This is a genomic window from Mesorhizobium sp. M1E.F.Ca.ET.045.02.1.1 (genome assembly GCF_003952485.1).
GTDB lineage: Bacteria > Pseudomonadota > Alphaproteobacteria > Rhizobiales > Rhizobiaceae > Mesorhizobium.
Map to the genome: position 1 here is coordinate 4,264,532 of NZ_CP034447.1, position 24,446 is coordinate 4,288,977.

The window sequence follows — 24,446 nt, forward strand, 5'->3', positions numbered from 1 at the left end:
GGCTGGCACGTTTAAGTCTCCTCCAGCATGATATCTTCGGCTCCGGGTAGGTGCCTGGCTGCAAAGCCACGACGCTGATGCTGGAAGCAAACCGTCGAGAGACTGGACCGGTGGAACGGATACATCCGGCGATTTTTCTCTTTGCCGCCCGCGCCCTGCGGGATTTCGGCGACGGCTTCGTGGCCGTGCTGTTGCCCGTCTACCTGCTCGCCCTCGGATTCACTCCCCTGCAGGTCGGTGTCATCGCCACGGCATCGCTGCTTGGTTCCGCGCTGCTGACCATAGGTGTCGGGTTCCTCGGCGCCAGACACGATCATCGTCAACTCCTGCTGGCTGGCGCTGGTTTGATGATTGCCACTGGCGTGGCCTTTGCCGTTGTCCATGACTACGCGTTGCTTCTGGTCGTTGCGCTCGCCGGCACGATCAATCCCTCGGCCGGCAGTGTCAGTGTCTTCGTGCCGCTGGAGCACGCCGTGCTGACGCGCGAGGTCACGGAGCGTGAGCGTACCAGGATGTTCGCACGCTACAGTCTCGTGGGCGCGTTCGCAGGCGCCGCAGGCGGACTCGCTGCAGGGATGCCTGACCTTCTGGCGCCGGTTGGCCTCGACCGACTTGCCGGCATCAAGGCCATGTTCGTCCTTTACGCGCTTCTCGGTCTGCTCGGCGGTTCGTTCTATGCGTGCATCCCGCGCCGCCCGGCGTTGGCTGCCGGCACAGCCGCCGCGCTCGGCCCCTCGCGCTACGTTGTCTTCAAGCTTGCGGCCCTGTTCAGCCTCGATGCCTTCGCGGGAGGCTTCGTCGTCCAATCGTTGCTCGCACTTTGGCTCTTCGAGCAATTCAACCTGTCGCTTTCGCAGGCAGGTGTTTTCTTCTTCTGGTCGGGCGTGCTGTCGGCGCTCTCGTTTCCTGTGGCCGCCCGGCTGTCGCGGCGCATCGGCCTGATCAACACGATGGTGTTCACGCACATTCCGTCCAGCATCGCTCTGATGTTCGCGGCGCTGGCGCCAACGCTCCCCTTGGCGCTTGTCTTTTTGTCGATCCGGGCCGCTCTGTCGCAGATGGATGTGCCAACCCGCTCGTCCTACGTCATGGCCGTTGTCACAGAGGGGGAGCGGGCAGCTGCCGCGAGCTTCACGTCGGTGCCGCGCAGCCTGGCCGCCTCGGCCAGCCCTGCCTTGGCCGGCGCTCTCTTCGCTGCATCGTTCCGGGCGTGGCCGCTGCTGATCTGCGGGGCGCTGAAGATCGCCTACGATTTGCTGTTGCTGGTGCAGTTCCGGGGGCTGAAGCCGCCGGAAGAACGCTGAGGCGTCTGCTGCGTTCCAGAATCGAAGACTGTCGTTGCCCTGCGGATTTTTCGTGATTGACGTCGCCCTTCAAACCCAATATTGAACAGGATTATACAGGTTCATTGAACAGGTATCGATATGGCCCGTCGCGCGATGCAACTCACCCCCGGCACGGGCAAGCCCGAGCAGATCGCGACGGTTCTGGAGCATGAGATCCGCTCCGGCGTGCTCGGCTTCGGCGACCGCCTGCAGAGCGAGAACGAGCTGGTCCAGCGCTTCTCCGTCAGCCGCAATACCGTCCGCAAAGGGCTGGAGGAGCTTTCCAGTCGCGGGCTCATCACCACCAAGGTCGGTATCGGTTCCTTCGTCACCTTCGACGGCATGCCCGTCGATGACGCGATCGGCTGGTCGCGCGCGCTTGCCAATGCAGGCGCCAATGCCGAGACCCGGACGTTGAGGCTCGAGATCATCGAGGACGCCGAGCTCGCGGCAAGACTCGGTGTTAGGAACCCGTCCTTCATCGCCGTCGACCGTGTGCGCAGCAATGCCGATGACGGCCACGCCATTTCGATCGAGCGCAGCCGCTTGCCCTTGTCGCCGGAACTGGAAGACGTGCCGCTGCGCGGCCTTCGAGAAGGCTCGCTGCACCAGACGCTGCGTGGGGCAGGGCTGGTGCCCGATCATGGCGAGGAATGGGTCGACATCGAGATGCTGAGCGCCGCCGACGCAGCCATTCTCGATTGCGCTCCAGGCACGCCCTTCCTGCGTACGCGCCGCCTGACGCGTGCCGCCGACGGGCGCGCCATCGAATTCGTCACCAGCCTGCTCAACCCGGCGCATTTCGCATTGCATCTGGAGTTCTGAGCATGGTGGACGCAGCCGGGATGAAGGACCGGGCAATGGGTGCGCTGATCGGAGGAGCGCTTGGCGATGCGCTGGGCATGCCGACGCAGCTTCTGTCCCCGGCCCGCATCGCCGAGTTCTACGGCCATGTCGAGGATTTCGTCGCGCCCGTCGCCGACCATCCGGTGTCAAAGGGGCTGCCGGCCGGCGCCATTACCGACGACACCGAACAGGCACTGCTGCTCGGCCGCATCCTGGTCAGCTCCGGCGATCGCTTCGACCACGCGCGCTGGGTCAACGCGCTGCTCGACTGGGAGCGCGACGTGAAGGCGCGCGGCAGCTACGACCTGCTTGGACCTTCGACCAAACGCGCCATCGACGCGATCAACGAGGGCGTGCCGGCGGAAGAGGCCGGACGCAGCGGCGACACCAACGGTGCGGCGATGCGTATCGCGCCGGTCGGCATCATGATGCCGCTAGAGCCGCTCGACGCGCTGGTCGCCAAGGTGGCGGAAACCTGCCGGGCGACGCACAACACCTCGATCGCCATTGCCTCCGCCGCTGCCGTTGCGGCGGCTGTGAGCAGTGGCGTCGCCGGCGGCGACTGGCGCGCGGCTTCCGAGCGCGCCGTCGCGGCGGCAGGGTTGGGAGCGACGCTCGGCCATTGGGTCACCGGCGGCGATATTGCGGCCCGCATTGCCTGGGCGCAGGACCTCGTGCGCGGCAAGGTGGAGCGGGATGCAATCAAGCTGATTGTCGACCTGATCGGCACGGGCGTCGCCAGCCAGGAATCGGTGCCGGCGGCATTCGCCGTACTGGAGGTTGCTGAAGGCGATGCTTGGCGGTCCGCCGTCATCAGCGCCAATCTCGGCGGCGACACCGACACGATCGGCGCCATTGCCGCCGGCATGGCCGGCGCCTGTGCCGGCCTGTCTCGCCTGCCGCAGGATCGCGTCGCAAGGCTGAAAGGCATCGACCTCGCGGAGGTCCGCGCTCTGGCCAACGATCTTGTTTCGGCGAGGGTCGCGCGCAGTTCCGGCAAGGAGGCTGCGGCATGAGCCGGCGTCTCGTCCATATCGGCAGCGCCGTGGTGGACTATGTCTACCGCATCGATACCTTGCCGGCGCCCGGCACCGAAAAGACCGCGTCGAGCTACGCGCGTGTCCCCGGCGGCGGCTTCAACATGATGGTGGCGGCGAGCCGCACCGGCATGAAGGTTGTATTCGGCGGCCAGTTGGGAACGGGACCTGATGGCGATTTCCTGCGCGCCGCTTTCGCCGCCGAAGGCATCGAGACGCTGACGCCGCCATCGCCGCTCATGGACAGCGGCAATTGCGTCGCCATGATCAGCGGCGACGCCGAGCGAACCTTCGTCTCTTGGCCAGGCGCAGAGAGCGTGCTCACACCGGACATGATGACGCCCGTCCAAGTCATTCCGGGCGATTGGGTTTTCACCTCCGGCTACACGCTGAGCTATCCCGGCAGCCGCGAAGCCCTCGCCGACTGGATCGAGGCGCTGCCGGCGGAAATTCCATTCGTCTTCGATCCGACACCGGTGATCGCGGAGATTCCGCGGCCGATCCTGGACAGGGTGCTCGCGCGCACGACATGGCTGAGCTGCAACACCGATGAGGCCGCCGAAATCGCCGGCGCCGGTGATGCACAGACCGTCGCCGTCCGGTTGCTCTCCGAGCACTGCCCGAAGGCCGAGGGCGTCGTCATTCGGGCCGGTGCGCATGGCTGCCTGGTGCGGATGGCCGACGGTGGCACGCGGGCGATCCCCGGCTTCGCGGTCCACGCCGTGGATACCAATGGCGCCGGCGATACGCATATCGGCGCCTTCGTCAGCGCATTGTCGCGTGGCCTGTCGCCTTGCGAAGCGGCCCGCTACGCCAATGCGGCAGCGGCCCTTTCCGTCACCCGCCATGGCGGGTCTTCGGCGCCGACGGACACAGAGATCCAGGGATTCCTGAGCCATCGCGATCAAGCAACGATCGCGCATGACTGGGAGGAAGCGACTGCAACTTAACAAGCCCATCAACCGGGCCAACAATGAGAGGAAAACAAACATGCGCATGCCCAGACTGACCGCTTTTCTGGCGGCGACCGCCGTCTTCGTTTCAGCACTCACGCTCTCCGCCCAGGCTGCCGAAGAAGTGCATGTGCTCAACTGGAAGGGCTACGGCGCCGACGAGCCGTGGGCTGTCGCCAATTTCGAGAAGGCGACCGGCTTCAAGGTGGTCAACGACTTCTTCAATTCCGAGCAGGAGATGCTGACGAAGCTCAGGACCAATCCGGGCCTCTATGACGTCGTCATGATCAACGCCGCCTTCAACGATCAGGCGATGGCCGGCAAGCTGATCCAGCCGATCGACACGTCGAAGCTCTCCAACTATGCCGACATCGCCAAGGACAAGGCCGGCTCGCCGATGCTCAACCATGACGGCAAGGCCTATGGCGTGCCGTGGGTCTGGGGCCTGACCGCTTTGGCCATCAACGAAAAGTCCTTCGACAAGCCGCCGACGAGCATCGCCGAGATGTGGGATCCAGCGCATAAGGGCCGCGTCATCATTCGCGACGACGCCGTCGAAGCCGTGCAGTTCGGGGCTATCGCCAGCGGCCAGAACATCAACGACATCAAGGATATGGAAGCGGTCAAGACGAAGCTCACCTCGCTGATGCCGCAGATCAAGACCTTCTGGAGCTCGGAGAACGATTGGAATCAGATGGTCGCCTCCAACCAAATCGACATCGGCACCTATTGGAGCGGCTCGGCCGACCGCGCCAAGACGCATTTCAAGCTGCCGGTCTCGCTGGTCATCCCGCAGGAAGGCGCCGTCGCCTGGCTCGACGCCTTCTCAATTCCCGCCGGTTCCAAGAACGTTGCCGGCGCCGAGGCCTTCATCAACTACATGATCGATCCGAAATTCTATGTCGAATGGGTCACCGAGGTCGGCGCGCCGGTTTCGGCCAACACCAAGGCCGTCGAGGCTCTGCCCGAGGATGCCTTCAACCGCAAGGTCATGGGAAGCCCCGAGGTCGCCAAGCGCATCCAGTTCCAGGCGCCGATCACCGACGAACAGCGCGAGAAATATCTGGGGCTCTGGCAGGAGCTTAAGGTCAACGTGAAGTAGTTGGCGTCTTTCGGGGAGGAGAGGCATCATGGCTGACCAGCTCGCGACCGGTTCGCGCCGCGGACTGAAGCCCGCCCTGCCGCTTCTTCTTCCTGCCTATCTCTGGCTGACGGTGGCGCTCTTCCTGCCGCTGTCGGCCATGATGTTCTTCTCCTTCATGACCGACCTGCCGCTGGCCGGGAAGGAATGGGCGTTCACGCTCGGCAACTACGCGACCTTCTTCTCGCAAAGCCTCTACTCGACACTGCTGTTCGCCTCCTTGCGGCTCGGGCTCGAGGTGACGCTGTGGTGCGTCGTCATCGGCTATCCGGCGGCCTATGTGCTGGCCAAGGTGCTGAAAGGGCGCAGCCGCGAGGCGATCTTCCTGCTCGTCATCCTGCCCTTCTGGTCGAACGGCCTGGTGCGCATTTTCTCCTGGGCGATGGTGCTGCGCGAGGGCGGCATCCTCGACACAGCGCTCAACGCCGTGCTGCCGTTCAAGATCAACATCGACCTGATGTATTCCTATCCAGCCGTCATCATCGGCCTGGTGCACTCCTATGTGCCCTATATGGTGTTGACCTGCTACCTGACGCTGCAGGCGATCGACGACTCGCTGATCGAGGCCGGGCGTTCGCTCGGCGCCTCGCGGCGGCAGGTGCTGTGGCGGGTGATCATCCCGCTGTCGATGCCTGGTTTGATCGCAGGCGCGGCGCTGATCTTCGTGCCGGTCGTCGGCTCCTTCATGGAGCCGCGCATCCTCGGCGGGCGCACCGGCACCTTCTACGGGACAATCATCGAGGACCAGTTCGTCGCCGTCTTCAACTGGCCGCTCGGCGCTGCGCTGTCCTTCATCCTGCTCGCGGTGGTGCTGATCACCTGGCGCTGGCGGCGCCGATCTTGCGGAGAGCCGGCTGATGGCGACGACGCGCATGCTCGAATGGCTCGGGCGCTTCTACATCGTGCTGCTGCTCGCTTTCCTCTACCTGCCGATCATCATCATGGCGCTGATGTCATTCAACGCCTCGCCCTTCTACCAATTGCCCCTCGAATGGACGACGGACTGGTATGCCTCGCTCCAGCAGAACGACCAGCTGATCGCGGCGACCTGGAACAGCATCGAGATCGCGGTCATCACCACCATCATCTCGACGGTGCTGGGGTCGATGGCTTCGCTGGCGCTTTATCGCTACGAGTTCCGCGGCAAGAAATTCCTGCAGGCGCTGCTCTTTCCGCCGATCGCCATTCCCTGGCTGATCACCGGCACGGCGATGCTGATCTTCTTCTTCGGCATCGGCCGCGGGCTCATCGCCATCCTACTCGGCCATGTCGCGCTGGCGCTGCCTTATGTGATCGTCGTCGTGTCGGCCCGGCTGCAGACCTTCGCGCCTGAGCTCGAGGAAGCGGCGCGCTCGCTCGGCGCCAACCAGTGGCAGGTGACGAACCGCGTCACGCTGCCCTGGATCATGCCCGGCGTCATCGCCGGCGGGCTGTTCGCTTTCGCCGTTTCGTTCGACCAGTTCGTGGTCTCGTATTTCCTGTCGACACCCGGCCAGACGACGCTGCCGGTCGAAATCTATGCCGCGATCCGCAAAGGCTTCACGCCCGAGATCAATGCGGTCTCGACGATCATCATTGTCGTGTCGATGGCGCTGATGCTGCTTACGGCGCGCTTCTTCAAGTTCGGCGGAGAGAAGTAATGGCAGGCGTCCAGGTCGCGAACGTCTCCCGCAGTTTTGGCGCGCACAAGGCGCTGGACAATGTCTCGATCGACTTTCCGGACGGCGGCTTCTATGCGTTGCTCGGGCCTTCAGGCAGCGGCAAGACCACGCTGCTGCGCCAGATCGCCGGCTTCGACTTTCCGGATGCCGGGCGCATTGCCATCGGCGGCGAAAGCGTCGAGCGCGTGCCGGTCGAGAAGCGGCGCATCGGCATGGTGTTCCAGAACTACGCGCTGTTTCCCAACATGAGCGTCGCCGACAATGTCGCCTTCGGCCTGTCGGTGCGCGGTGAGCCCAAGGCGACGATCGCCACTGAGGTGCAGCGCGCGCTCGACCTCGTCAAGCTCGGCAAGCTCGGCGGCCGCCGTCCGCACCAGCTTTCCGGCGGCCAGCGCCAGCGCGTGGCGTTGGCGCGGGCCATCGTCACCAAGCCGCGCGTGCTGTTGCTGGACGAGCCGCTCGGCGCGCTCGACAAGGCGCTGCGCGTCGACATGCAGATCGAGTTGAAGCGCATCCAGCGCGAGATCGGCATCACCACCATCTTCGTCACCCACGACCAGGAGGAGGCGCTGACGATGAGCGACCGCATCGGCATCCTGCGCGACGGCAGGCTGGTGCAGGAGGGGCCGCCGGAGGAGATCTACGACAGGCCGCAAAGCGAGTTCGCCGCGACCTTCCTCGGCGATGCCAACATCTTTCGCGGCGCCGCGACCCGCACCGGGATCCGGCTGCCGGACGGCACAGCTATCGCTGCTGCCTCGGGTCCTTCGCTGGCGGCCGGAGCCAAGGCAAGTTGTGCCGTGCGGCCGGAGCGCATCCAGATTTCGACTGGCGCAGCGAGGCTCGATATTGGCAATGCCAACACGCTCAAGGGGCGGGTTTCCAAACGTATCTTCGCCGGCAACAACAGCACCTATTTCGTCGACCGCGATGGCCAGACGCTCAAGGTGATCGTTCAGAACACCGGAGCCGAGCGCCTCGCCGAAGGCGAGCCCATGATGCTCAGCTGGTCGCCGGAAAGCACCGTGCTGATCGCAGCGAGCTGACGAGTGGTGCTGATGGGAAATGATGGCGCCGGCCTTGGCTGACCACCAGACCATGGCGTTATATCCAGTTCTCGACGGAGGAATGGATGGCGAGCATGGGTTTCGAGCCGGACGTGAAGGTCCGAGTCAAGGACTACCGGATCGGCTGCGTCGGCGCCGGCATGATCATGGCCGAATGCCATCTCGCCGCCTACGCGCAAGCCGGCTTCCCGGTGGTGGCGATCGCCTCGCGCACAAAGGCGAATGCCGAGAAGGTCGCCGCCCGCTGGGGAATTTCGACCGTCCACGACACGCCGGAGCAATTGATCGGGGACAGCCGTGTCGAGATCGTCGACCTTGCCTTCCCGCCCGATCAGCAGCCAGCGCTGATCCGTCGCGCGTTGAAGCAGCCGCACGTCAAGGCGATCCTGGCGCAAAAACCGCTGGCGCTCTCGGTCGCGGAAGCGGTGAAGCTGCGCGACGAAGCGGCGGCCGCCGGCAAGATCCTCTCGGTCAACCAGAACATGCGCTACGACCAGTCGATGCGTGTGCTGAAGCAGATCATCGACAGCGGCGCGCTGGGCGAGATCGTCTTCGCTGAGATCGACATGCATGCGATCCCGCACTGGCAGACGTTCCTGGCCGGCTATGACCGGCTGACGCTCGCCAATATGAGCGTGCACCACCTCGACGTGCTGCGCTTCCTGTTCGGCGATCCGGATGAGATCACCACGCTGACGCGCAAGGACCCACGCACCAAGTTCCAGCATTCCGACGGCATCACGGTGTCGACGCTCCGCTTTCCCTCCGGCGTATTTGCCGTCTCGCTGGAGGATGTCTGGTCCGGCCCGCGCCAGGAAGGCTACCAGGACGATCAGCACATCGCCTGGCGCGTCGACGGCACCAAGGGCGTCGCCAAGGGCACGATCGGCTGGCCGAAGGGCGTCGCCTCGACACTAACCTATGCCTCGACCGAGACGACAGGCGGGGTATGGGTCACGCCAAGCTGGGACACGATGTGGTTCCCGCATGCCTTCATCGGCGTGATGGAACAGCTCCAATACGCGCTGAAGGCCGGCACGCCGCCGGCGCTGTCTGTCGCCGACAACGTCAAGACGATGGCCTTGGTCGAGGCCGGCTACAGGTCGATAGCCGAGGGTCGCACCGTCAAGCTGTCCGAAATCCGCATCGACTGAGGCAGCCGAAAGACACGACGACAGAATCGCTTACCGGGAGGACTTCACCTCATGATGCAGGCAGGTATCTTCACAGGCTATTTCCCCTATGAGCTTGAGGAGGTCGCGAAGCGCATCCGCGCGCTGGGTTTCAACACGGTGCAGCTCGACTTGCATTTCAAGGATATCGACCTCGCGGCCGGGCAGATCACCAGGGACAAGGCAAGGAAGGTGCGCGACACGTTCCGCGACCACAATCTGCCGGTCTGCTGCGTGTCCGGCTACACCAACATCATCCATCCGGACAAAGCCGAGCGCGAAAGACGGCTCGCCTATCTGAAGGAGATCATCCGCAACGCGCGTGAATTCGGCAGCGCTTACGTGATCTCGGAGACCGGCACCTACAACACCGAGTCCGACTGGGTGCATGATCCGAGGAACAAGACCGAGGAAGGGTTCGAGGAGTGCCGCAAGGTGATCTCCGATCTTGCCCAGACAGCCTATGACCATGGCGCGGTGTTTTTGCTCGAAACCTATGTCAACAATGTCGTCGGTTCGGTCGAGGAGACGGTCAGAATGTTCGCGCAGGTCGACCATCCCGGCCTCGGGCTATTGATGGACCCGACCAACTATTTCGAGGCGCACAATATCGACCGCATGGACCAGGTGCTGAACCAGGTGTTCGACACGCTGACCGACAAGATCAAAATCGCGCATGCCAAGGATGTGAAGCGCTCAGGGACCGACAAGACCGAGAAGCATGCCGACATCGGTGACGCGGACGCGCATGAGGGGCTGACGTTCCGGGGCGTCGGCGAGATCGAATTGCCGGCGCCGGGCCTCGGTGCCCTCAACTATGATCTCTATCTCAAGCGGCTCAGCGAAAAGCACCCGAACATCCCGGTCATCATCGAGCATCTCTCAGAGGACGACGTGCCGCGCGCCAAAAAATTCCTCGACGGGAAATTCCGCGCCAACGGACTTTGACGCCCGGGGAGGTGATGATGACCAGGACCGCCAGCGCGAAGCGCGACTACAGCCTTGTCGGCGAAAGCACTCGGCACGCGATCGAGACCGGACTCGCCTCGGCTGAGTGGTACCACACGGACGTGCCGCGCAAGGTGATGAAGGAGTTGATGCAGCGCTCCGACGGGCCGGCGATCCGCGACACCATCATCTGGATTGCCGCGATCCTGGGTTCGGCTGGCGGCATCGTCTGGTTCTGGGGCACGTGGTGGGTCGTGCCGTTCCTGTTCGTCTATGGCGTGCTCTACGGCTCGTCGAGCGACTCGCGCTGGCACGAATGCGGCCACGGCACCGCTTTCCGCACGCGCTGGATGAACGACGTCGTCTACCACATCGCCTCGTTCATGCTGATGCGCAATCCGGTGCAGTGGCGCTGGAGCCATGCCCGCCACCACACCGACACCATCATCGTCGGCCGCGACGCCGAGATCGCCGTGATGCGCCCGCCGGACCTCATCAAGGCGGCGCTGGCCTTCACCGGCATCCTCGACTTCCGCTATTCGCTGCCGACGCTCGTGCGCCAGGCCTTCGGCAAATTGTCGGATGACGAGAAGAGCTACATCCCGGAGATGGAGCAGCATAAGGCGGTGGTAGCGGCGCGCTGGCATATGGTCGTGTATGCCGCGACGATCGCTGCCGCGATCGCGCTTAAATCATGGATACCGCTGGTGCTGATCGGCCTGCCACGGCTCTACGGCACCTGGCACATGGTGATGACCGGGCTTTTGCAGCATATCGGGCTGGCCGACAACGTCGTCGACCACCGGCTCAACTCGCGCACCGTCCACATGAACCCGGTCAGCCGGTTCATCTACTGGAACATGAACTACCATGTCGAGCACCACATGTTCCCGATGGTGCCCTATCACGCGCTGCCGAAGCTCCACGAACTGATCAAGCACGACCTGCCGAAACCGAACCCGTCGATGTGGCACGCCTATCGCGAGGTCTGGCCGGTGCTGCTCAGGCAGCTCAAATATGAGGATTACTACCTCAAGCGCGAATTGCCGCCTACGGCCAGGCCCTATCGCGGCGAGTTCCACGAGGTCGATATGGCGACGGCCGCCGCCAAATAGGTGGCGCGTTGCAGCTCGGAGAAAGACGATGGCGGTGTGGGTTGAAGCATGCGCGGTGGACGACGTGGATGAGGAGGACGTGATCCGCTTCGACCATGGCGGCCGCACCTTCGCGATCTACCGCTCGCCTGACGACGAGTTCTTCGCCACCGACGGCTTCTGCACGCATGAAAAGGCGCATCTGGCCGACGGGCTGGTGATGGACGACATTATCGAGTGCCCCAAGCACAATGGCCGCTTCAACTACAAGACCGGCCAGGCCAAGGGCGCGCCGGTCTGCGTCAACCTCAGGACCTATCCGGTGAAGATCGAGGCCGACAAGGTGATGATCAATATCGATTGAAAGCCGCCAGACAGAAAAGACAGGATATACCGATGAGCCGAAAGAGACCGACCGTCGCCGACCTGCGCGCCATGAAGGGCAAGCGGCAATTGACCATGCTGCGCGTGCTGACGCTCGACGAGGCCGAAGCCGCCGAGCGCGCCGGCATCGACATCGTCTCGGTGCCGCCCGAACTGGTGCTCAATCCACAGTACCGCGACGCCGCCCCCAGCCTCTTCACGATGCCGGGCGACAATTTCTACGAGATCGGCACGGCGGACGATTTCCTGCGCTGGGCCTTCCGCCTCTACAAGGCAGGCGCCGACGCGGTCTATTGCAGCGCCGGCTACGCCACGATCAAGCGCATGGCCGACGACGCAATCCCCGTCATCGGACATGTCGGCCTCATTCCTTCCCGCGCAACCTGGACCGGCGGCTTCAGGGCCGTCGGCAAGACCGCCGATACCGCCATGCAGGTGTTCGATGCGGTGAAGCAACTCGAGGCCGCCGGCGCGATCGGCGCCGAGATCGAAGTCGTGCCGGTCGAGGTGGCGAAGACGATCTCCGAGCGCACCTCGCTGATCATGCTGTCGATGGGCGCCGGTACTGGCTGTGACGCGCAGTACCTGTTTGCAGAAGACATTCTCGGCACCAATCGCGGTCACATGCCTCGCCACTCGAAGGTCTACCGCAACTTCGCCGCCGAATACGATCGGCTGCAGCAGGAACGCATCGCGGCGTTTTCCGAATATGTAGCCGACGTCAACAGCGGCGCCTATCCGGAAGACAGGCATATCGTGCATATGGATCCCGGCGAGCTCACCCTTTTCATGAAGAAGATGGACGGAAAGGCTTGAGCGGGCGGCGTTTGGCCTGCTGTCGCTAGGCTTGCCAACTCCCATCGGCGAGCGCGGCATGGAGCGCGTCGGCGTTAGGTCCGAGCGGCCGGTCTTCCTTGAGCGTCGGCACATGCGCGCGCACAGCCGCGTGGATCACGCCGGTGGCCGGCGCCAGTGTCAGCCCTTCGCGCAGGTCGACCGCCTGCGCCGCCGCCATCAGTTCGAGGGCGATCAGGCGCCGCCACAGCGCGATCATCTCGGCGCATTTGGCGACGGCAAGCGGCGTTTGGGTGGCGTGGTCCTCCACGCCCTCGGATACGGGCAGGAAGTCGAGCATCACAGGATTGGCCTTGTGGCGGATGCCGGCCAGGATCGCCGTCACCGTCTTCTGCAGCGGCACGAAGCCGGCGGAGGCGCCGCCGACCGGCGACAGATATTTCGGCAGGCCGTGGCGGGTCGAGCCGGTGAGCTGGATAAAGCGGGCAGCGGATGCCGCCGCGCATTGGGCGATCGCGAGGCCGAGCGTCTCGAATGCCAGCGCCAGCGATGCGGTGTGGAAATTGCCGGTCGACAAAACCTGAGCGTCATCAACGAGCACCAGCGGGTTGTCGGCGGCGGCATTGAGCTCGATCTCGACGGCGAGCCGCGCATGGTCGATCGCCTGGATCAGCGCGCCATGGATCGAGGGCATGCAGCGGATCGACAGCGGATCCTGAATGGTGGTCGGCACGGGTGCGTCCTCGCGGGCGAGCAGCTCGCGCAGCGCCTTTGCCGCGACCTGCTGGCAGGCGCCCGGCCGTGCCTGGTGCAGACGAGGATCGAGGATGGTGCGGTTGGCGCCCAACGCCTCCATAGTCAGCGCGCCGGCCTGCTGCTGCTGTTCGAGCGCCGACAAAGCGTCGACGAGAGCCAGAGCGCCGACGCCGGTGGAGACCGCGGAAGCGTTGATCAGCGAGAGGCCGTCCTTCGGCGCCAGGCTGACCGGGACAAGGCGCGCCATCATCAATGCCTTGGCTGACGGCATGCGCCGGCTTTGGTAGTCGGCATCGCCTTCTCCGATCAGCGTATGGGCAATCGCCGTCATCAGCACCAGGTCGCCGGCGCCGATCGAGCCGAGCGAGGGCATCACCGGATGGACGCCTGCGTTGAGCAGGTCGACAAGCGCGGTGAAGACAGGCGGCGACAGGCCGGAGCCGCCGGCCGATAGCATGGCGACGCGGGCGAACATTGCCGCGCGCACCAGTTGGGCCGGCAATGCGGTCCCCACCGCTGCGGCGCGGCCGTCGAGAAGCTGGCGCTGGAACGCGCCGGCATCACCTTCGACTGTCGCGCCGAGATTGGCCCCCAAGCCGGTGTTCAGCCCGTAGATCTGCTGGCCGCCGGCGGCGGCCTCATCGAGCACCTTGCGCGCCTTGCCCAGTCTTTCGATGACCGCAGGCGTGACCTCGACCTTTCCTGTATTGCGCGCAACGGCGGCCACATCCTCGATGCTGACGCCGGCGCCGGTGAGAACGAGCGGGGTCATGCGAAGCGCAGCCTCTGGCCGATGCCTTGTTCCGCGGCCTTGGACAGCATCGCCTTGCCGAGCGCGATATCGGAAAGCGAGAGGCCGCGATGCCAGAACAGGATCGTCTCGCCGTCGCTTTGGCGTCCGGCTTTCAGGCCGGCGGCGATCTGGCCGAGCTCGGCATGCAGCGTCGCCTCGCTCAGCCGCCCCGTCTCGACATGAGCGCGCAGCGAGCCGAACTTACCACCTTTGCACTGACCCCAGTCGTCGACGACGATCTTTTGCATGATCTCGGTGAGCGACAGCTCCACGGCACTCATAGTGCCGTAGGGCACGACCAGCGCGCCGCGCTTGATCCATTCGGTCTTGAGCAATGGTTGCGGTTCCGGCAGCCGCGAGGCCTCGACGACGATGTCCGCGCCTTCGACGCAGCTCTTCCAGTCGGCCACGGCCATGACCGGCTTGCCGAGGTCGGCGGCCAGTTTCGCGGCGAAAGCGTCTCGGCTTTCCGGCCGGCGCGAATGGACGCGGATCTCGTCGAAGTCGAAGAGGTGGTCGAGCAGGCGCACGTTCCAGTAGGCGGTGCCGCGCGCGCCGATATGGCCGAGCACCTTTGATGACTTCTTCGCCAGGTGCCTGGCGCCGATGGCGGTGACGGCGCCGGTGCGCATGTCGGTGATGACGGTGGCGTCGAGGATGGCGCGCGGCGTGCCGGTGCGCGGATCGAAGAGGTTGAGGATGCCGAATTCGGACGGCAGGCCGTGCAGATAGTTGTCGACATAGTCACCGACGATCTTCACGCCGGCCGCGTCGAGCGGTGCCACATAGCCGCGAAGCACGTTGAAGTGGCCGTGGAAGGACGGATCCGGCTCGAGATGGACGCGCGGCTCGATCACCGTCTGGCCGTTGCCCTGGGCGACGAGCCCGGCTTCGACGGCGCCGATGATCTCGGCATCGCTCATGGCAAGAGCTTCGATGTCGAGAGCGTTGAGATAGTCGATATAGATGGGCTTCATGCATTTCCCTCGGCCGGCCCGCGCTCATCCATAACAGGCGGCGAGACGACACGAAAGTTTGTTGGATAAACTCTGGACTGGTTCAGCCTTATGCTGTTCAACCAGCGCGTCATGACCAGCATTCCCGACAACGAGGCATTGTCCCAGCCCGTGCCGACGGCGGCGCGCCAGGCACGGCGCGTGGCGCTGATCGTCGCCGTAGCCTTCTTCATGCAGTTGCTCGATTCGACGATCATCTCGACGTCGCTGCCGCAGATGGGCCAGTCCTTCGGCGTGCCGGCGGTGGCGATGAGCATCGGCATCACCGCCTATATGCTGGCGATGGCGGTGTTCGTGCCGCTGTCGGCCTGGCTCGCCGACCGTTTCGGCGCACGCAACGTCTTTCTCTGCGCCATCGCGTTGTTCGCGCTGGCCTCGATCGCCTGCGGTTTCTCTCAGAGCCTGACGCAGTTTGTCGCCGCCCGCATTGTCCAGGGCCTGGGCAGTGCGCTGATGACGCCGGTCGGTCGCATCCTGGTGCTGCGCAACGCCGCCAAATCGGAACTGCTCAACGCCACGGCGCTGATCACCTGGCCGGCTTTGTTCGCGCCGGTGGTCGGTCCGGTGCTCGGCGGCTTCATCACCACCTACCTTTCCTGGCACTGGAACTTCTTCATCAACGTTCCGCTTGGGCTGGCCGGATTACTGCTGGTCGCCCGTTTCGTTCCGGGCGATCGCGACGCCGAGACAAGACCGCTCGACTGGCCTGGCTTTTTCCTCACCTCGCTCGGCCTTGCGGTTATGCTCTATGGATTGGAGCGCCTCGCGCATCCCGAGAACGGCGTGCTGCCCACGGTGGGTATGATTGCCGCCGGCACTGCAATCGGCTGGCTGGCGGTGCGCCAACTCCTGCGGGCGCCGCATCCGCTGCTCGATCTTTCCGCCTTCAAGGTGCTGACCTTTGCCGTCTCGACGCTGTCGGCGGGCACGATCTTCCGTGTCGCGATCAACGCCACGCCCTTCCTTTTGCCGCTGCTGTTCCAAGTGGGTTTCGGGATGCGGCCGGTCGATGCGGGCTTGCTGATCCTCGCCTATTTCCTCGGCAATCTCGGCATGAAGGCGGTGACCACGCCGACGCTGAGGCGCTTCGGCTTCCGCCGCGTGCTGATCGTCAACGGACTGATCGCCTCGCTGGCGATCATGGCCTGCGGGGCGATCTCGCCGCAGACGCCGCTGGCGCTGGTGGTGGCACTGATGCTGATCGCCGGGCTTTCGCGCTCGATGCAGTTCACCGCGCTGAATACACTCGCCTTCGCCGATATCGGCGGGGCGCAGCGAAGCTCGGCCGCGACGCTTTCCAGCATGCTGCAGCAAGTATCGATGCTGTTCGGCGTGGCCGTGGCGGCCGCGCTCCTCAACCTGTCGCAAATTACCAGAGGCGAAGCGGCGCCCGACCTCGCAGACTTCAGAGTGGCTTTCCTCGCGATCGGCCTGATCGGACTCGTGGCATCGTTGCGTTTCATGGTCTTGCCGCCATCCGCCGGAGCGGAGGTCTCAGGCCATTTGGCGGCGAACTGACGAGGTCAGACTCCCGTGGACAAAATGACAAAATTCCCAATTTCGCTTTCCGGATACGAGATCGAAGGGCTGATCGGAATAGACGCACCTCGACTGGTGCCACTCTATCGGGCCTGCTCGGACTATGTCGTGCTGGAGCGCGGCCAGCCGCCCGATGCCGCCAGCGCGAACGAGGAATTCGAGAACTTCCCACCGGGCAGGACGGAAGCCGACAAGTTCGTATTCGGGCTGAAGGCAGCCGACGGCGAACTCGTGGGGTTGTTGGCCTGTGACCGCGACTATCCCCGGGCAGGGTGCTGGTGGATCGCGTTGCTCATGATCGACAAAGCCTTTCGCGGGAAAGGGTTGGCGCGAGCGCTTTGCGACGGCTTCTTCACATGGCTGAAGTCCCAGGCGGTCGAAAGAGTAGAACTCGGCGTGCTCGTCGAGAATGAGCCAGCACTTCGTTTTTGGCGACTACAGAACTTCGAGCCAGAGCGGATGGCCGGGCCAATTGCCATCGGCACCAAACAGCACATGGTTCAAGTCTTGGGCCGCTCATTGTGAACCGACCGTCGTCCGCGAGGAATGGTCGACCTCGCGCTCACACCGGCCTATAGACCTTCTCTGCCGTGTTCCAGAATATATCCGCCTCAGCCTTCGAGCCATGCCTGGCCACCGCCGCGCGGTGCGCCTTGATCAGTTCGGCGTGGCTGGTCCACAGCTTCTCGATCGGGAAGTTCGAGCCGAACATCAGGCGATCGCTGCCGAGGATTTCGATCGCATTGTGGATGATGTAGGCGATGAGTTCCGGGTCGTTGCGGTGCACGAAGGTGCCGAGCCCCGACAGCTTGGCGTAGAAATTGGGCGCTGCCGAAAGAGTGCGCAGGCCTACCTTCCATGCTTCAGTCGTTTCCGGCTCCATGCCGGTCAGCATGCCCGCATGGGTGAGGATGAAATTCGTCTGAGGGTTTTCGCTGACCAGCATCAGCCCGTCCTTCATTTGCGCCGGGAAGAGCTGCAGGTCGAAGGAGAGGCCATAGTCCTTCAGCCGCGCCACGTTTTTCCGCACCTTGGGATCGATCACCTGGTCGGCTGACGAGGCGAAACGGAAGGCAGGCGTCTCATGCCAGTGAAGCTGCATGCGCACGCCGCGCAGCAGCCTGTATTTCATCAGCCGATCGATCTGTGGCCGCACGTCATCCACCGTCATGTCGGCGTAACCGACGATGGCGTGCGGCCAGCCGGTTTCCTCGGCGGTCTTCTGCAGGAACGCCACCTCTTTCTCGAAATCCTCCTTGGCCCAGTTGGTCTGGACATAGACGGCCTTCTCGACGCTGGAGCCTTTCTGGTCGTCGAGGAATTCCGTGATCGGATAGTCGCGGCGGATCGGCTCGTAAGGGCCGAAGATGCGCGGCACCATCGGCCCGACCAGCCAGGGCTGATCCTGCTGGCGCCAGATGTGGAAATGCGCGTCGATGGCTTTCCGCATCACGATACCCTTTTCCAGATGGCTTCGGCCGCCGGAGCGGGGCGGGCGAGCGACAGGATGAAATCGGAGAGACTCTTCAGAGACGAGCCGTCGACCAGATCGTCGAGCACCGGCAGGATGGCGCGGAGCGCTGCCGTCGCCGGCCTGAAGCGCGGATCGCCGGCGAGCGGCGTCGCCAGCGAGAGCCGGAAGGCGCGGGCACTGAGCCGGCGCATCGCGGTTTCGAGGTCGGAATGGTCGCCACGCTCCAATGCGTCGGACAGGATCACGATGCAGGCGCCGCGCGCGAAGGCGGAGAACCGCGGCACCGAAAGAAAAGCAAGCAATGTCTGGCCCATGCGGGTGCCGCCATCCCAGTCGTCGACGAGCGCCGCGGCGCGGGCCAGTGCCTGGTCGCGGTCGCGGATGCGCAGCACCGGCGTGATGCGGGTCAGCCGCGTGCCGAAGGTGAAGACTTCCGCGCGGTCCGCGCCTTGCACCGTAGTGTGCGCCAGCTTGAGATAATCGGCGGTGTGCAGCTTCATCGAGCCGGAGACATCGATGAGCAGGAGCAGTTTCCGCGGCACGATCTGGCGGCGGCGCAGCAGCGGCGCGGGGATGTCACCATCGGCGCTGACGATCTCGCTGAGCGAGCGCCTGAGATCGAGCGTGCCGCGCGAGCGGGTGCGCGCGGTGCGGAAGGAACGGCGCGCGGGCAGGGCGGAAGCGAGCCGGCGGTGGAAGGAGCTCAGGCCGTCGGCGTCATGCGGGAAATCGCGGCTGCTCAACTGCTCGAGCGCCGAGGACAGCTCGCCGCCTTTCTCGTTGCGGATGGTCTGGCTTTCTTCTTGACGTGTGCCGCGATCGTCCTTGATGCGGGTTTCGTCGTCCTTCTCGCCGTCGATCGGAGGCTTGGCGTCGCCATAGAAATAGGCGCGGAAATGCGCCTCGAATTCGACACGGCGATCGGGCGGGGGCGCGAGCGTCGCGAGTGCTGCTTCGCGGATATCGTTCATCGAGCGCGGGCCGAGCAGCGCCGCCGCCTGCATGAAGCTGGTCACCTGTTCGGGTGCGATGGCGAAGGCATGACGGCGCAGCATCCGGGCGAAGTCGAGGAACGCCGCTGCGGCGCGAGGCAAGCTTTCCCCACGCATCATTCCTTCGCGCCCCCCTCTGTCCTGCCGGACATCTCCCCCTCAAGGGGGGAGATTGGCAGCTTGGACGCTCCGCTCAATCCTGCAACGTTGAAGATTGGCGAAAGCCGGCGTGACGTCTGATCTCCCCCCTTGAGGGGGAGATGTCCGGCAGGACAGAGGGGGGCGCTGTCCCGCCAGCGTCGCGCATTAGCCCTAGGGTATCGCGCTAGCGCGTTGCGATTGCTCATCACGCCAGCGCCTCCTCGACGATCCTTCCGAGCTCCGGCGCGATCGCCGACATATCCTCCTCGTCCTTGATCAGCACCCCTATGGCGCGGCGGAAGGCTTCCGGCCATGGGCTGCCGCCCTTTTCGAGAATGGTCGCGGCGTTGGCCCATTCGACGGCTTCGGCGATGCCCGGCGGCTTTGCCAGAGGGCGGGCGCGTATCTGCTGCACGGCATTCGCCACCGCGCGCGCGGTCGCCTCGGCGACGTGGCCCGAGCGCAGCATGATGATCTCGGCCTCGCGCGCGGCGTCGGGATAACCGATCCAGTGATAGACGCAGCGCCGGCGCAACGCCTCGGCGAGCTCGCGGGTGCGGTTCGAGGTCAGGATGACGATCGGCTGGGTCGCAGCGCGGATCGTGCCGCGCTCCGGGATGCTGATCTGGAAATCGGAGAGGAATTCGAGCAGCAGCGCTTCGAACTCATGGTCGGAACGGTCGATCTCGTCGACCAGCAGCACACGCTGGTCCGGCGCGCGCAAGACTTGCAGCAGCGGCCGCGCGATCAGGAAGCGGTCGTCATAGATGTCGATCTCGTGCTCGCCGGCATGGCGGATGGCGAGCAACTGGCGCTGGTAGTTCCATTCGTAGAGCGCATGCGCGGCGTCGATGCCTTCATAGCATTGCAGACGCACCAGCTCGCGGCCGAGCAGTTCCGCAACCGCCTTCGCCGCTTCGGTCTTGCCGACGCCCGGCGCGCCTTCGAGCAGCAGCGGCTTGCCCAAGCGGATCGCCAGGAAGATCGCGGTTGCGAGGCCGTCGTCGGCCAGATAGCGTGAAGCGGCGAGGCGCGTGGCCACGGCCTCCGGCGAAGCCGCCACCTCAATTGCATCGGCGCGGGTCATCTTCCGCTCAGCCTGCGGCCTGCGCCTTCAGCGCGCGCAGGATGCGTTCGGGCGTGATCGGCAAGGTATCGACGCGAACCCCGACGGCGTCGAAGACGGCGTTGGCGACGGCCGGGATCTGCGGATTGGCGCACATCTCGCCCGGACCCTTGGCGCCGAACGGGCCGTCGGCGGAAGGGCGCTCCAGCACGATGATCTCGGTCTCGGCGAGATCGCCAGGTCCCGGCATCAGGTACTGGTTGAAGTCGGTGCCGCCATGGTCCCGGCTCGGATAATAGGGCTCGGTCGTCTCATAGAGCGCGTGGCTGATGCCCATCCAGGAGCCGCCGACAAGCTGCTGCTCGACCATCTTCGGATTAAGCGCACGGCCGATCTCGAAGACGTTCTTCACGGTGAGCACCGTCACCTCGCCGGTCTCGTCGTCGACCTCGACCTCCGCCACCGTGCAGGCATGGGCGTAGCAGGTCGAGGGCTTCATCGCGCCGGTCTCCTTTTCCGGATAGGAGCGCGGGATCAAGAACATGCCGCGCCCGGAGATCGAGCGGCCGCGCTTGAAATGCGCGGAAAGCGCGACATCGAAGATCGAGATCGATCGCTGCGGCGCACCTTTCACCAGTATGTTGCCCTGGCCATCGGTCTCCAGGTCGGAGGCATTCACCTCCAGCTCCTCGGCCGCCACTTCCAGCATAACCTGTCGGGCTTCCCTGGCCGCCTGGATGACGGCGTTGCCGGCGCGGTGCGTGCCGCGCGAGGCGAAGGTGCCCATGCAGTGCGGGCCGGTGTCGGTGTCGGCGGTGTCGATGACGACGCGGTCGGTCGGCACGCCGATGGTCTCGGCGCAGATCTGCGCCATGATCTGCTTCATGCCCTGGCCGAGATCGACGCTGGAGAGCGTCACCATGAAATTGCCGGTCGGCGTCGAATGCACCAGCGCCTGGGTCGGGTCGCCGCCGAGATTCATGCCGGTCGGATAGTTGATCGCGGCGACGCCGCGTCCGCGCCGTATCGCCATCTCAAGCTCCCTTCCTGTAGGAGGACATCGCCATGAACTTCTCCGCCACCGGCCAGTTGGCGGCGCGCGAGGCTTCCTGCATGCACTCGATCAGCGCCGCGCCCTCTGTCGGCTGGCGATGTGCCTTCATGTCGCCGTCGCGATAGGCGTTGATGAAGCGGAATTCGAGCGGGTCCATGCCGATCAGCCGCGCCAGCTTGTCCATCTGCACCTCCAGCGCGAAGTCGCCGATGGTGACGCCGAAGCCGCGCATGGCTGAGGAAGGGGTGCGGTTGGTGTAGACGCAGTAGGTGTCGATCCAGACATTCGGGATCGTGTAGGGCCCGGGATAGTGCGCGGCGCCCTTCTGCGCGCCATAGGGCGAATGGCGCGAATAGGCGCCGGCATCGGTATAGCCGGTCACCTTGCGCGCGACGATGCGGCCGTCCTTCATCACGCCGTCCTTGATGACGACCTTCTCGGCCGCGCGGGGCGAGGAGATCTGCATCTCTTCCTCGCGGCTGTAGATAAAACAGACCGGGCGTCCTGTTAGCTTGGCCCCGAGGATGGCGATCGGCTCGACGATGACGTCGACCTTGCCGCCGAAGCCGCCGCCGACGGTGCCGCCGACGAAGTGCAGCTTCGAGCCCGGCATCTGCAGGATGATCGAGGCGTTGTCGAGGGTGAAGAACATCGCCTGCGTGTTGGTGTAGCAGGTGAAGCGGTCATTGCCCTCGGGCGCCACAACGCAGCCGGTGGTCTCGGTCGGCGCGTGCTCGATCGGCGAGGACTGGTAGGTCTGCTCGAGGATGTGATCGGCCTCGGCAAAACCTGCCTCGACATCGCCGAAGCGCACCTTGCGGCACTCGCCGCTGTCATAGAGGTAATAGTTCTGGCCGTGATATTCGTTGACGATCGGCGCGCCGGGCTTCAGCGCTTCCTCCATGTCGAAGACGGCCGGCAGCACCTCGTAATCGACCTTGACCTTGGCGGCGGCTTCCTGCGCCGCGCGCTCGGTCTCGGCCAGCACCGCCACTACCGCTTCGCCCTTCCAGCGCACCTTGCCGTCGGCAAGCACGGTTTCGTCCTCGGGGCCGATCTGGATCAGGATCAGGATGGTGTAGACGTTGTGTGGCACGTCCTTGGCTGTCAGCACCCTCACCACGCCCGGATGCTTTTCCGCCTCCGACGTGTCGATCGAGCGGATGCGGGCATGGTGATGCGGGCTGCGCACCATCTTCAGATGCAGCATGCCGGGAAAATTGCGGTCGGAGAAATAGGCGGTCTTGCCGGTGACATGCCCTGGCGAGTCCAGTCGAGGACGCGGCTGGCCGATCTCGTTGAGGCCGTCCTTGCGGACATCGGCGAAATAATCCTTGCGCAGCTCCATGTCTGGTCCCCTCAGGCGGCGTTCTGCGAGTTGGCGCGCGCGGCGGCGAGCACCGCCTGGATGATCGGCTCGTAGCCGGTGCAGCGGCAGATGTTGCCGGACAGCGCCTCGACGACGTCCTCGCGGCTGGGGTTCGGCGTGCGGTCGAGCAGCACCTTGGCGGCCATGATCACACCCGGCGTGCAAAAGCCGCATTGGGTGGCGAAGGCATCGAGGAAGGCGCGCTGCAGCGGATGCAGGACACCAGCTTCGGCGAGACCGGCGGTGGTCCTGATGTCGGCGCCGTTGCAGGTCTCGGCCAGCGTCAGACAGGAGAGTTTCAGTTCGCCGTCGATGATGACCGAGCAGGCGCCGCAGGTGCCCTGGTGGCAGCCGCCCTTAGGCGAGGTATCGCCGATCTTGTCCCTGAGCGCGTGGAGCAGCGTCGTGCCGCTCTCGATGAATTCGGCTTTTTCGGAGCCGTTGAGCGTGAACTGAACCGGGACCTTTGCCATTCTTCCTCCCTGCGCGCCTGCCCGAATGACCGGACAGACGCGCGTCCCCCACGAATGTTTAACTCAGCAGCAGGCGCCCGAGATGGACCGGCAGCACCTCGGCTCGATACCAGGCGCTGGCGATCGGGTCGGTGATCGGTGCAATTCCTTCGCCAACAGCGGCAAGCGCCGGCGCGATCTCCTCGGACGTGAGCTTGCAGCCAAGCAACGCCTTCTCCGCGGTCTTGGCCCGCATCGGCCGATCAGCCATGCAGCCAAGCGCGATGCGGGCGGACGTCACCGTGCCGTCGGCGGCGCGCTGCAGGAGTGCCGCGATGCTCAGCACCGAGATGCCTTTCGGCTTCACGCGCGAGACCTTGAGGAAGCGGAAGCTATCCGCCTTGGGCAGGGAGAAGCCGACAGCCGTGACGATGGCGCGGCTGTCGTCGCGGCCGGCCAGAAAGGCTTCGATCGGCGTCTCGCCGGTCCCGGCAGTGACGGTTGCATCGAGCGCCAGCAGCGCCACGGCGAAATCGCCGTAAGGGGCAGGGGCGAACAGATTGCCGCCGACGGTCGCCATGTTGCGGATCGCCGGGCCGCCGACAGCGCGCGCGGCCGGTGCAACGGCGGCAAGATCGGGATGGCGGGCGATCGCGGCCATGGTGACCGAAGCGCCGAGCTGGACCCTGCCGCCGGAAACGGTGATCGCCGACAGAGAAGGCTCGGTGACGCGCACGAGGCTTGATACGGAAACATCGCCCTCATTGGCGCCGCGAACCACCAGCGTGCCGCCGCCGAGATAACGGGTGCCCGACGCTTGCAGGGCCGCATTGGCGTCTTTCACCGTCGAGAAGGTCTGCAGCGCAAGCGACATGGCCGCTCCCCGATTTAGCTGTTGCCGGCGAAATGGCTCTTCAGGGCATTGAAGCCGCCCTGGAAGACATTGGCGCCCATGCCTTCGGCCAGCTTGTCGGCTTCTTCGGGGGCTGCATCGAAGCTTGCGGTCCATTCGGCATAGGTGCGGTCGCCGTCTGTCACTCGCCGCAATTGCAGTGTGGCCTTGTGGTTGGTGATCGGCTGCGGCGTTTCGAGGATGGCGTAGCTGACCAGGAAATTCTCGTCGGAAAAGTCGAGCAGTTTTTCGCGCAGCCGCGCGCCGCTGACCAATTGGAAGTTGCGCACGCAGCCGATCGTGGTGGCGTCCTTGCCGTCCTCGATATGGCTTTCCACCATGCGCGGGTGCCAACTCGGCAGGCCGTTGAAATCGCGGACGCGCGCCCAGACCTGTTCGACCGGCGCGTCGATGACGCTGGAAATGGTGACTTTCGCCATATGCTCGTTCCCTTGCGAAGATGGGAAGAAGGCTAGGGC

24 protein-coding genes and 1 pseudogene are annotated in these 24,446 nt (G+C 64.7%); 15 read left to right on the forward strand and 10 right to left on the reverse strand.

The features are described from left to right. Positions 1 to 77 precede the first annotated feature (77 nt). The 13 genes and pseudogenes from EJ070_RS20540 (at position 78) to EJ070_RS20600 (ending at position 12,444) form a co-directional block, all read left to right on the forward strand. The gene (locus EJ070_RS20540) at positions 78 to 1,304 is read left to right on the forward strand and encodes an MFS transporter (protein ID WP_189349972.1); all 1,227 of its coding nucleotides are present in this window, start codon (positions 78 to 80) and stop codon (positions 1,302 to 1,304) included. Positions 1,305 to 1,424: 120 nt separating this feature from the next. Beyond that, complete coding sequence (locus tag EJ070_RS20545) at positions 1,425 to 2,150, forward strand: GntR family transcriptional regulator (protein ID WP_126092964.1); 726 nt, start codon at positions 1,425 to 1,427, stop codon at positions 2,148 to 2,150. A gap of 2 nt (positions 2,151 to 2,152) precedes the next feature. After that, positions 2,153 to 3,187, forward strand: a complete 1,035-nt coding sequence (locus EJ070_RS20550) for an ADP-ribosylglycohydrolase family protein (RefSeq protein ID WP_126092965.1) — start codon at positions 2,153 to 2,155, stop codon at positions 3,185 to 3,187. Next, positions 3,184 to 4,158, forward strand: coding sequence for a PfkB family carbohydrate kinase (locus tag EJ070_RS20555; RefSeq protein WP_126092966.1), 975 nt, complete (start codon positions 3,184 to 3,186; stop codon positions 4,156 to 4,158). Before EJ070_RS20550 ends, EJ070_RS20555 begins: the two co-directional genes overlap by 4 nt. A gap of 40 nt (positions 4,159 to 4,198) precedes the next feature. Continuing rightward, the gene (locus tag EJ070_RS20560) at positions 4,199 to 5,263 is read left to right on the forward strand and encodes an ABC transporter substrate-binding protein (protein ID WP_126092967.1); all 1,065 of its coding nucleotides are present in this window, start codon (positions 4,199 to 4,201) and stop codon (positions 5,261 to 5,263) included. A 28-nt stretch (positions 5,264 to 5,291) separates the two neighbouring features. Next, positions 5,292 to 6,160: pseudogene (locus tag EJ070_RS20565) on the forward strand (ABC transporter permease). Continuing rightward, entirely contained in the window at positions 6,160 to 6,942 is a 783-nt protein-coding gene (locus EJ070_RS20570; protein WP_126092968.1) for an ABC transporter permease, read from the forward strand. The pseudogene EJ070_RS20565 and the gene EJ070_RS20570 overlap by 1 nt, the downstream one beginning before the upstream one ends. Continuing rightward, complete coding sequence (locus EJ070_RS20575) at positions 6,942 to 8,009, forward strand: ABC transporter ATP-binding protein (protein ID WP_126092969.1); 1,068 nt, start codon at positions 6,942 to 6,944, stop codon at positions 8,007 to 8,009. The genes EJ070_RS20570 and EJ070_RS20575 overlap by 1 nt, the downstream gene beginning before the upstream one ends. 86 nt (positions 8,010 to 8,095) lie before the next feature. After that, the gene (locus EJ070_RS20580) at positions 8,096 to 9,184 is read left to right on the forward strand and encodes a Gfo/Idh/MocA family oxidoreductase (RefSeq protein WP_126092970.1); all 1,089 of its coding nucleotides are present in this window, start codon (positions 8,096 to 8,098) and stop codon (positions 9,182 to 9,184) included. A 51-nt stretch (positions 9,185 to 9,235) separates the two neighbouring features. Then, complete coding sequence (locus EJ070_RS20585; protein ID WP_126092971.1) at positions 9,236 to 10,150, forward strand: sugar phosphate isomerase/epimerase; 915 nt, start codon at positions 9,236 to 9,238, stop codon at positions 10,148 to 10,150. A 17-nt stretch (positions 10,151 to 10,167) separates the two neighbouring features. Then, positions 10,168 to 11,265 carry a fatty acid desaturase family protein gene (locus EJ070_RS20590; protein ID WP_189349974.1) on the forward strand — a complete coding sequence of 366 codons (1,098 nt, stop codon included), beginning with the start codon at positions 10,168 to 10,170 and terminating at the stop codon, positions 11,263 to 11,265. A gap of 28 nt (positions 11,266 to 11,293) precedes the next feature. Continuing rightward, positions 11,294 to 11,608, forward strand: coding sequence for a MocE family 2Fe-2S type ferredoxin (locus EJ070_RS20595; RefSeq protein ID WP_126092973.1), 315 nt, complete (start codon positions 11,294 to 11,296; stop codon positions 11,606 to 11,608). A 32-nt stretch (positions 11,609 to 11,640) separates the two neighbouring features. Then, positions 11,641 to 12,444: a 3-methyl-2-oxobutanoate hydroxymethyltransferase gene (locus tag EJ070_RS20600; protein WP_126092974.1), complete on the forward strand. Its 804-nt coding sequence runs from the start codon at positions 11,641 to 11,643 to the stop codon at positions 12,442 to 12,444. Positions 12,445 to 12,469: 25 nt separating this feature from the next. On the opposite strand, the gene hutH is transcribed toward EJ070_RS20600, so the two are convergent. Continuing rightward, positions 12,470 to 13,951 (reverse strand): histidine ammonia-lyase, encoded by a 1,482-nt coding sequence (gene hutH / locus EJ070_RS20605; RefSeq protein WP_126092975.1) that lies wholly within the window; start codon positions 13,949 to 13,951, stop codon positions 12,470 to 12,472. Next, positions 13,948 to 14,949, reverse strand: a complete 1,002-nt coding sequence (locus EJ070_RS20610; protein WP_126092976.1) for an ornithine cyclodeaminase family protein — start codon at positions 14,947 to 14,949, stop codon at positions 13,948 to 13,950. The genes hutH and EJ070_RS20610 overlap by 4 nt, the downstream gene beginning before the upstream one ends. 111 nt (positions 14,950 to 15,060) lie before the next feature. Here EJ070_RS20610 and EJ070_RS20615 point away from each other — a divergent pair, with 111 nt between their 5' ends. Both EJ070_RS20615 and EJ070_RS20620 read left to right on the forward strand, forming a co-directional pair. After that, positions 15,061 to 16,506, forward strand: a complete 1,446-nt coding sequence (locus tag EJ070_RS20615) for a DHA2 family efflux MFS transporter permease subunit (RefSeq protein WP_126095848.1) — start codon at positions 15,061 to 15,063, stop codon at positions 16,504 to 16,506. A 24-nt stretch (positions 16,507 to 16,530) separates the two neighbouring features. After that, positions 16,531 to 17,052, forward strand: coding sequence for a GNAT family N-acetyltransferase (locus EJ070_RS20620; RefSeq protein WP_245464954.1), 522 nt, complete (start codon positions 16,531 to 16,533; stop codon positions 17,050 to 17,052). A 37-nt stretch (positions 17,053 to 17,089) separates the two neighbouring features. Here EJ070_RS20620 and EJ070_RS20625 read toward each other — a convergent pair whose 3' ends face one another. The 8 genes from EJ070_RS20625 to EJ070_RS20665 all read right to left on the reverse strand — a co-directional run bounded on the left by EJ070_RS20625 (position 17,090) and on the right by EJ070_RS20665 (position 24,407). Continuing rightward, the gene (locus tag EJ070_RS20625; protein WP_189349976.1) at positions 17,090 to 17,977 is read right to left on the reverse strand and encodes an amidohydrolase; all 888 of its coding nucleotides are present in this window, start codon (positions 17,975 to 17,977) and stop codon (positions 17,090 to 17,092) included. Then, on the reverse strand, positions 17,977 to 19,113 hold the full coding sequence (locus EJ070_RS20630; RefSeq protein ID WP_126092979.1) for a VWA domain-containing protein: 1,137 nt from the start codon (positions 19,111 to 19,113) through the stop codon (positions 17,977 to 17,979). Before EJ070_RS20630 ends, EJ070_RS20625 begins: the two co-directional genes overlap by 1 nt. Positions 19,114 to 19,339: 226 nt before the next feature. Further along, positions 19,340 to 20,221, reverse strand: coding sequence for a MoxR family ATPase (locus EJ070_RS20640; protein ID WP_126092980.1), 882 nt, complete (start codon positions 20,219 to 20,221; stop codon positions 19,340 to 19,342). A gap of 7 nt (positions 20,222 to 20,228) precedes the next feature. After that, positions 20,229 to 21,233: a molybdopterin cofactor-binding domain-containing protein gene (locus EJ070_RS37465; protein WP_126092981.1), complete on the reverse strand. Its 1,005-nt coding sequence runs from the start codon at positions 21,231 to 21,233 to the stop codon at positions 20,229 to 20,231. A gap of 1 nt (position 21,234) precedes the next feature. Beyond that, positions 21,235 to 22,602: a xanthine dehydrogenase family protein molybdopterin-binding subunit gene (locus tag EJ070_RS37470; RefSeq protein WP_126092982.1), complete on the reverse strand. Its 1,368-nt coding sequence runs from the start codon at positions 22,600 to 22,602 to the stop codon at positions 21,235 to 21,237. Positions 22,603 to 22,613: 11 nt separating this feature from the next. Beyond that, the gene (locus tag EJ070_RS20655; RefSeq protein ID WP_126092983.1) at positions 22,614 to 23,096 is read right to left on the reverse strand and encodes a (2Fe-2S)-binding protein; all 483 of its coding nucleotides are present in this window, start codon (positions 23,094 to 23,096) and stop codon (positions 22,614 to 22,616) included. 58 nt (positions 23,097 to 23,154) lie between these two features. Then, positions 23,155 to 23,949 (reverse strand): FAD binding domain-containing protein, encoded by a 795-nt coding sequence (locus EJ070_RS20660; protein ID WP_126092984.1) that lies wholly within the window; start codon positions 23,947 to 23,949, stop codon positions 23,155 to 23,157. 14 nt (positions 23,950 to 23,963) lie between these two features. After that, the gene (locus tag EJ070_RS20665) at positions 23,964 to 24,407 is read right to left on the reverse strand and encodes an SRPBCC family protein (protein ID WP_126092985.1); all 444 of its coding nucleotides are present in this window, start codon (positions 24,405 to 24,407) and stop codon (positions 23,964 to 23,966) included. Positions 24,408 to 24,446: the final 39 nt, after the last annotated feature.

Bases quoted from the DNA above. Each gene is read 5' to 3' on its own strand.
- EJ070_RS20590 (WP_189349974.1), top strand. From the start codon at position 10,168: ATGACCAGGACCGCCAGCGCGAAGCGCGACTACAGCCTTGTCGGCGAA.
- EJ070_RS20665 (WP_126092985.1), bottom strand. From the start codon at position 24,407: ATGGCGAAAGTCACCATTTCCAGCGTCATCGACGCGCCGGTCGAACAG.
- EJ070_RS20655 (WP_126092983.1), bottom strand. From the start codon at position 23,096: ATGGCAAAGGTCCCGGTTCAGTTCACGCTCAACGGCTCCGAAAAAGCC.
- EJ070_RS37470 (WP_126092982.1), bottom strand. From the start codon at position 22,602: ATGGAGCTGCGCAAGGATTATTTCGCCGATGTCCGCAAGGACGGCCTC.
- EJ070_RS20615 (WP_126095848.1), top strand. From the start codon at position 15,061: ATGACCAGCATTCCCGACAACGAGGCATTGTCCCAGCCCGTGCCGACG.
- EJ070_RS37465 (WP_126092981.1), bottom strand. From the start codon at position 21,233: ATGGCGATACGGCGCGGACGCGGCGTCGCCGCGATCAACTATCCGACC.
- EJ070_RS20640 (WP_126092980.1), bottom strand. From the start codon at position 20,221: ATGACCCGCGCCGATGCAATTGAGGTGGCGGCTTCGCCGGAGGCCGTG.
- EJ070_RS20540 (WP_189349972.1), top strand. From the start codon at position 78: ATGCTGGAAGCAAACCGTCGAGAGACTGGACCGGTGGAACGGATACAT.
- EJ070_RS20555 (WP_126092966.1), top strand. From the start codon at position 3,184: ATGAGCCGGCGTCTCGTCCATATCGGCAGCGCCGTGGTGGACTATGTC.
- EJ070_RS20545 (WP_126092964.1), top strand. From the start codon at position 1,425: ATGGCCCGTCGCGCGATGCAACTCACCCCCGGCACGGGCAAGCCCGAG.
- EJ070_RS20620 (WP_245464954.1), top strand. From the start codon at position 16,531: ATGACAAAATTCCCAATTTCGCTTTCCGGATACGAGATCGAAGGGCTG.
- EJ070_RS20585 (WP_126092971.1), top strand. From the start codon at position 9,236: ATGATGCAGGCAGGTATCTTCACAGGCTATTTCCCCTATGAGCTTGAG.
- EJ070_RS20550 (WP_126092965.1), top strand. From the start codon at position 2,153: ATGGTGGACGCAGCCGGGATGAAGGACCGGGCAATGGGTGCGCTGATC.
- EJ070_RS20560 (WP_126092967.1), top strand. From the start codon at position 4,199: ATGCGCATGCCCAGACTGACCGCTTTTCTGGCGGCGACCGCCGTCTTC.
- EJ070_RS20580 (WP_126092970.1), top strand. From the start codon at position 8,096: ATGGCGAGCATGGGTTTCGAGCCGGACGTGAAGGTCCGAGTCAAGGAC.
- EJ070_RS20600 (WP_126092974.1), top strand. From the start codon at position 11,641: ATGAGCCGAAAGAGACCGACCGTCGCCGACCTGCGCGCCATGAAGGGC.
- hutH (WP_126092975.1), bottom strand. From the start codon at position 13,951: ATGACCCCGCTCGTTCTCACCGGCGCCGGCGTCAGCATCGAGGATGTG.
- EJ070_RS20630 (WP_126092979.1), bottom strand. From the start codon at position 19,113: ATGATGCGTGGGGAAAGCTTGCCTCGCGCCGCAGCGGCGTTCCTCGAC.
- EJ070_RS20610 (WP_126092976.1), bottom strand. From the start codon at position 14,949: ATGAAGCCCATCTATATCGACTATCTCAACGCTCTCGACATCGAAGCT.
- EJ070_RS20575 (WP_126092969.1), top strand. From the start codon at position 6,942: ATGGCAGGCGTCCAGGTCGCGAACGTCTCCCGCAGTTTTGGCGCGCAC.
- EJ070_RS20570 (WP_126092968.1), top strand. From the start codon at position 6,160: ATGGCGACGACGCGCATGCTCGAATGGCTCGGGCGCTTCTACATCGTG.
- EJ070_RS20625 (WP_189349976.1), bottom strand. From the start codon at position 17,977: ATGCGGAAAGCCATCGACGCGCATTTCCACATCTGGCGCCAGCAGGAT.
- EJ070_RS20595 (WP_126092973.1), top strand. From the start codon at position 11,294: ATGGCGGTGTGGGTTGAAGCATGCGCGGTGGACGACGTGGATGAGGAG.
- EJ070_RS20660 (WP_126092984.1), bottom strand. From the start codon at position 23,949: ATGTCGCTTGCGCTGCAGACCTTCTCGACGGTGAAAGACGCCAATGCG.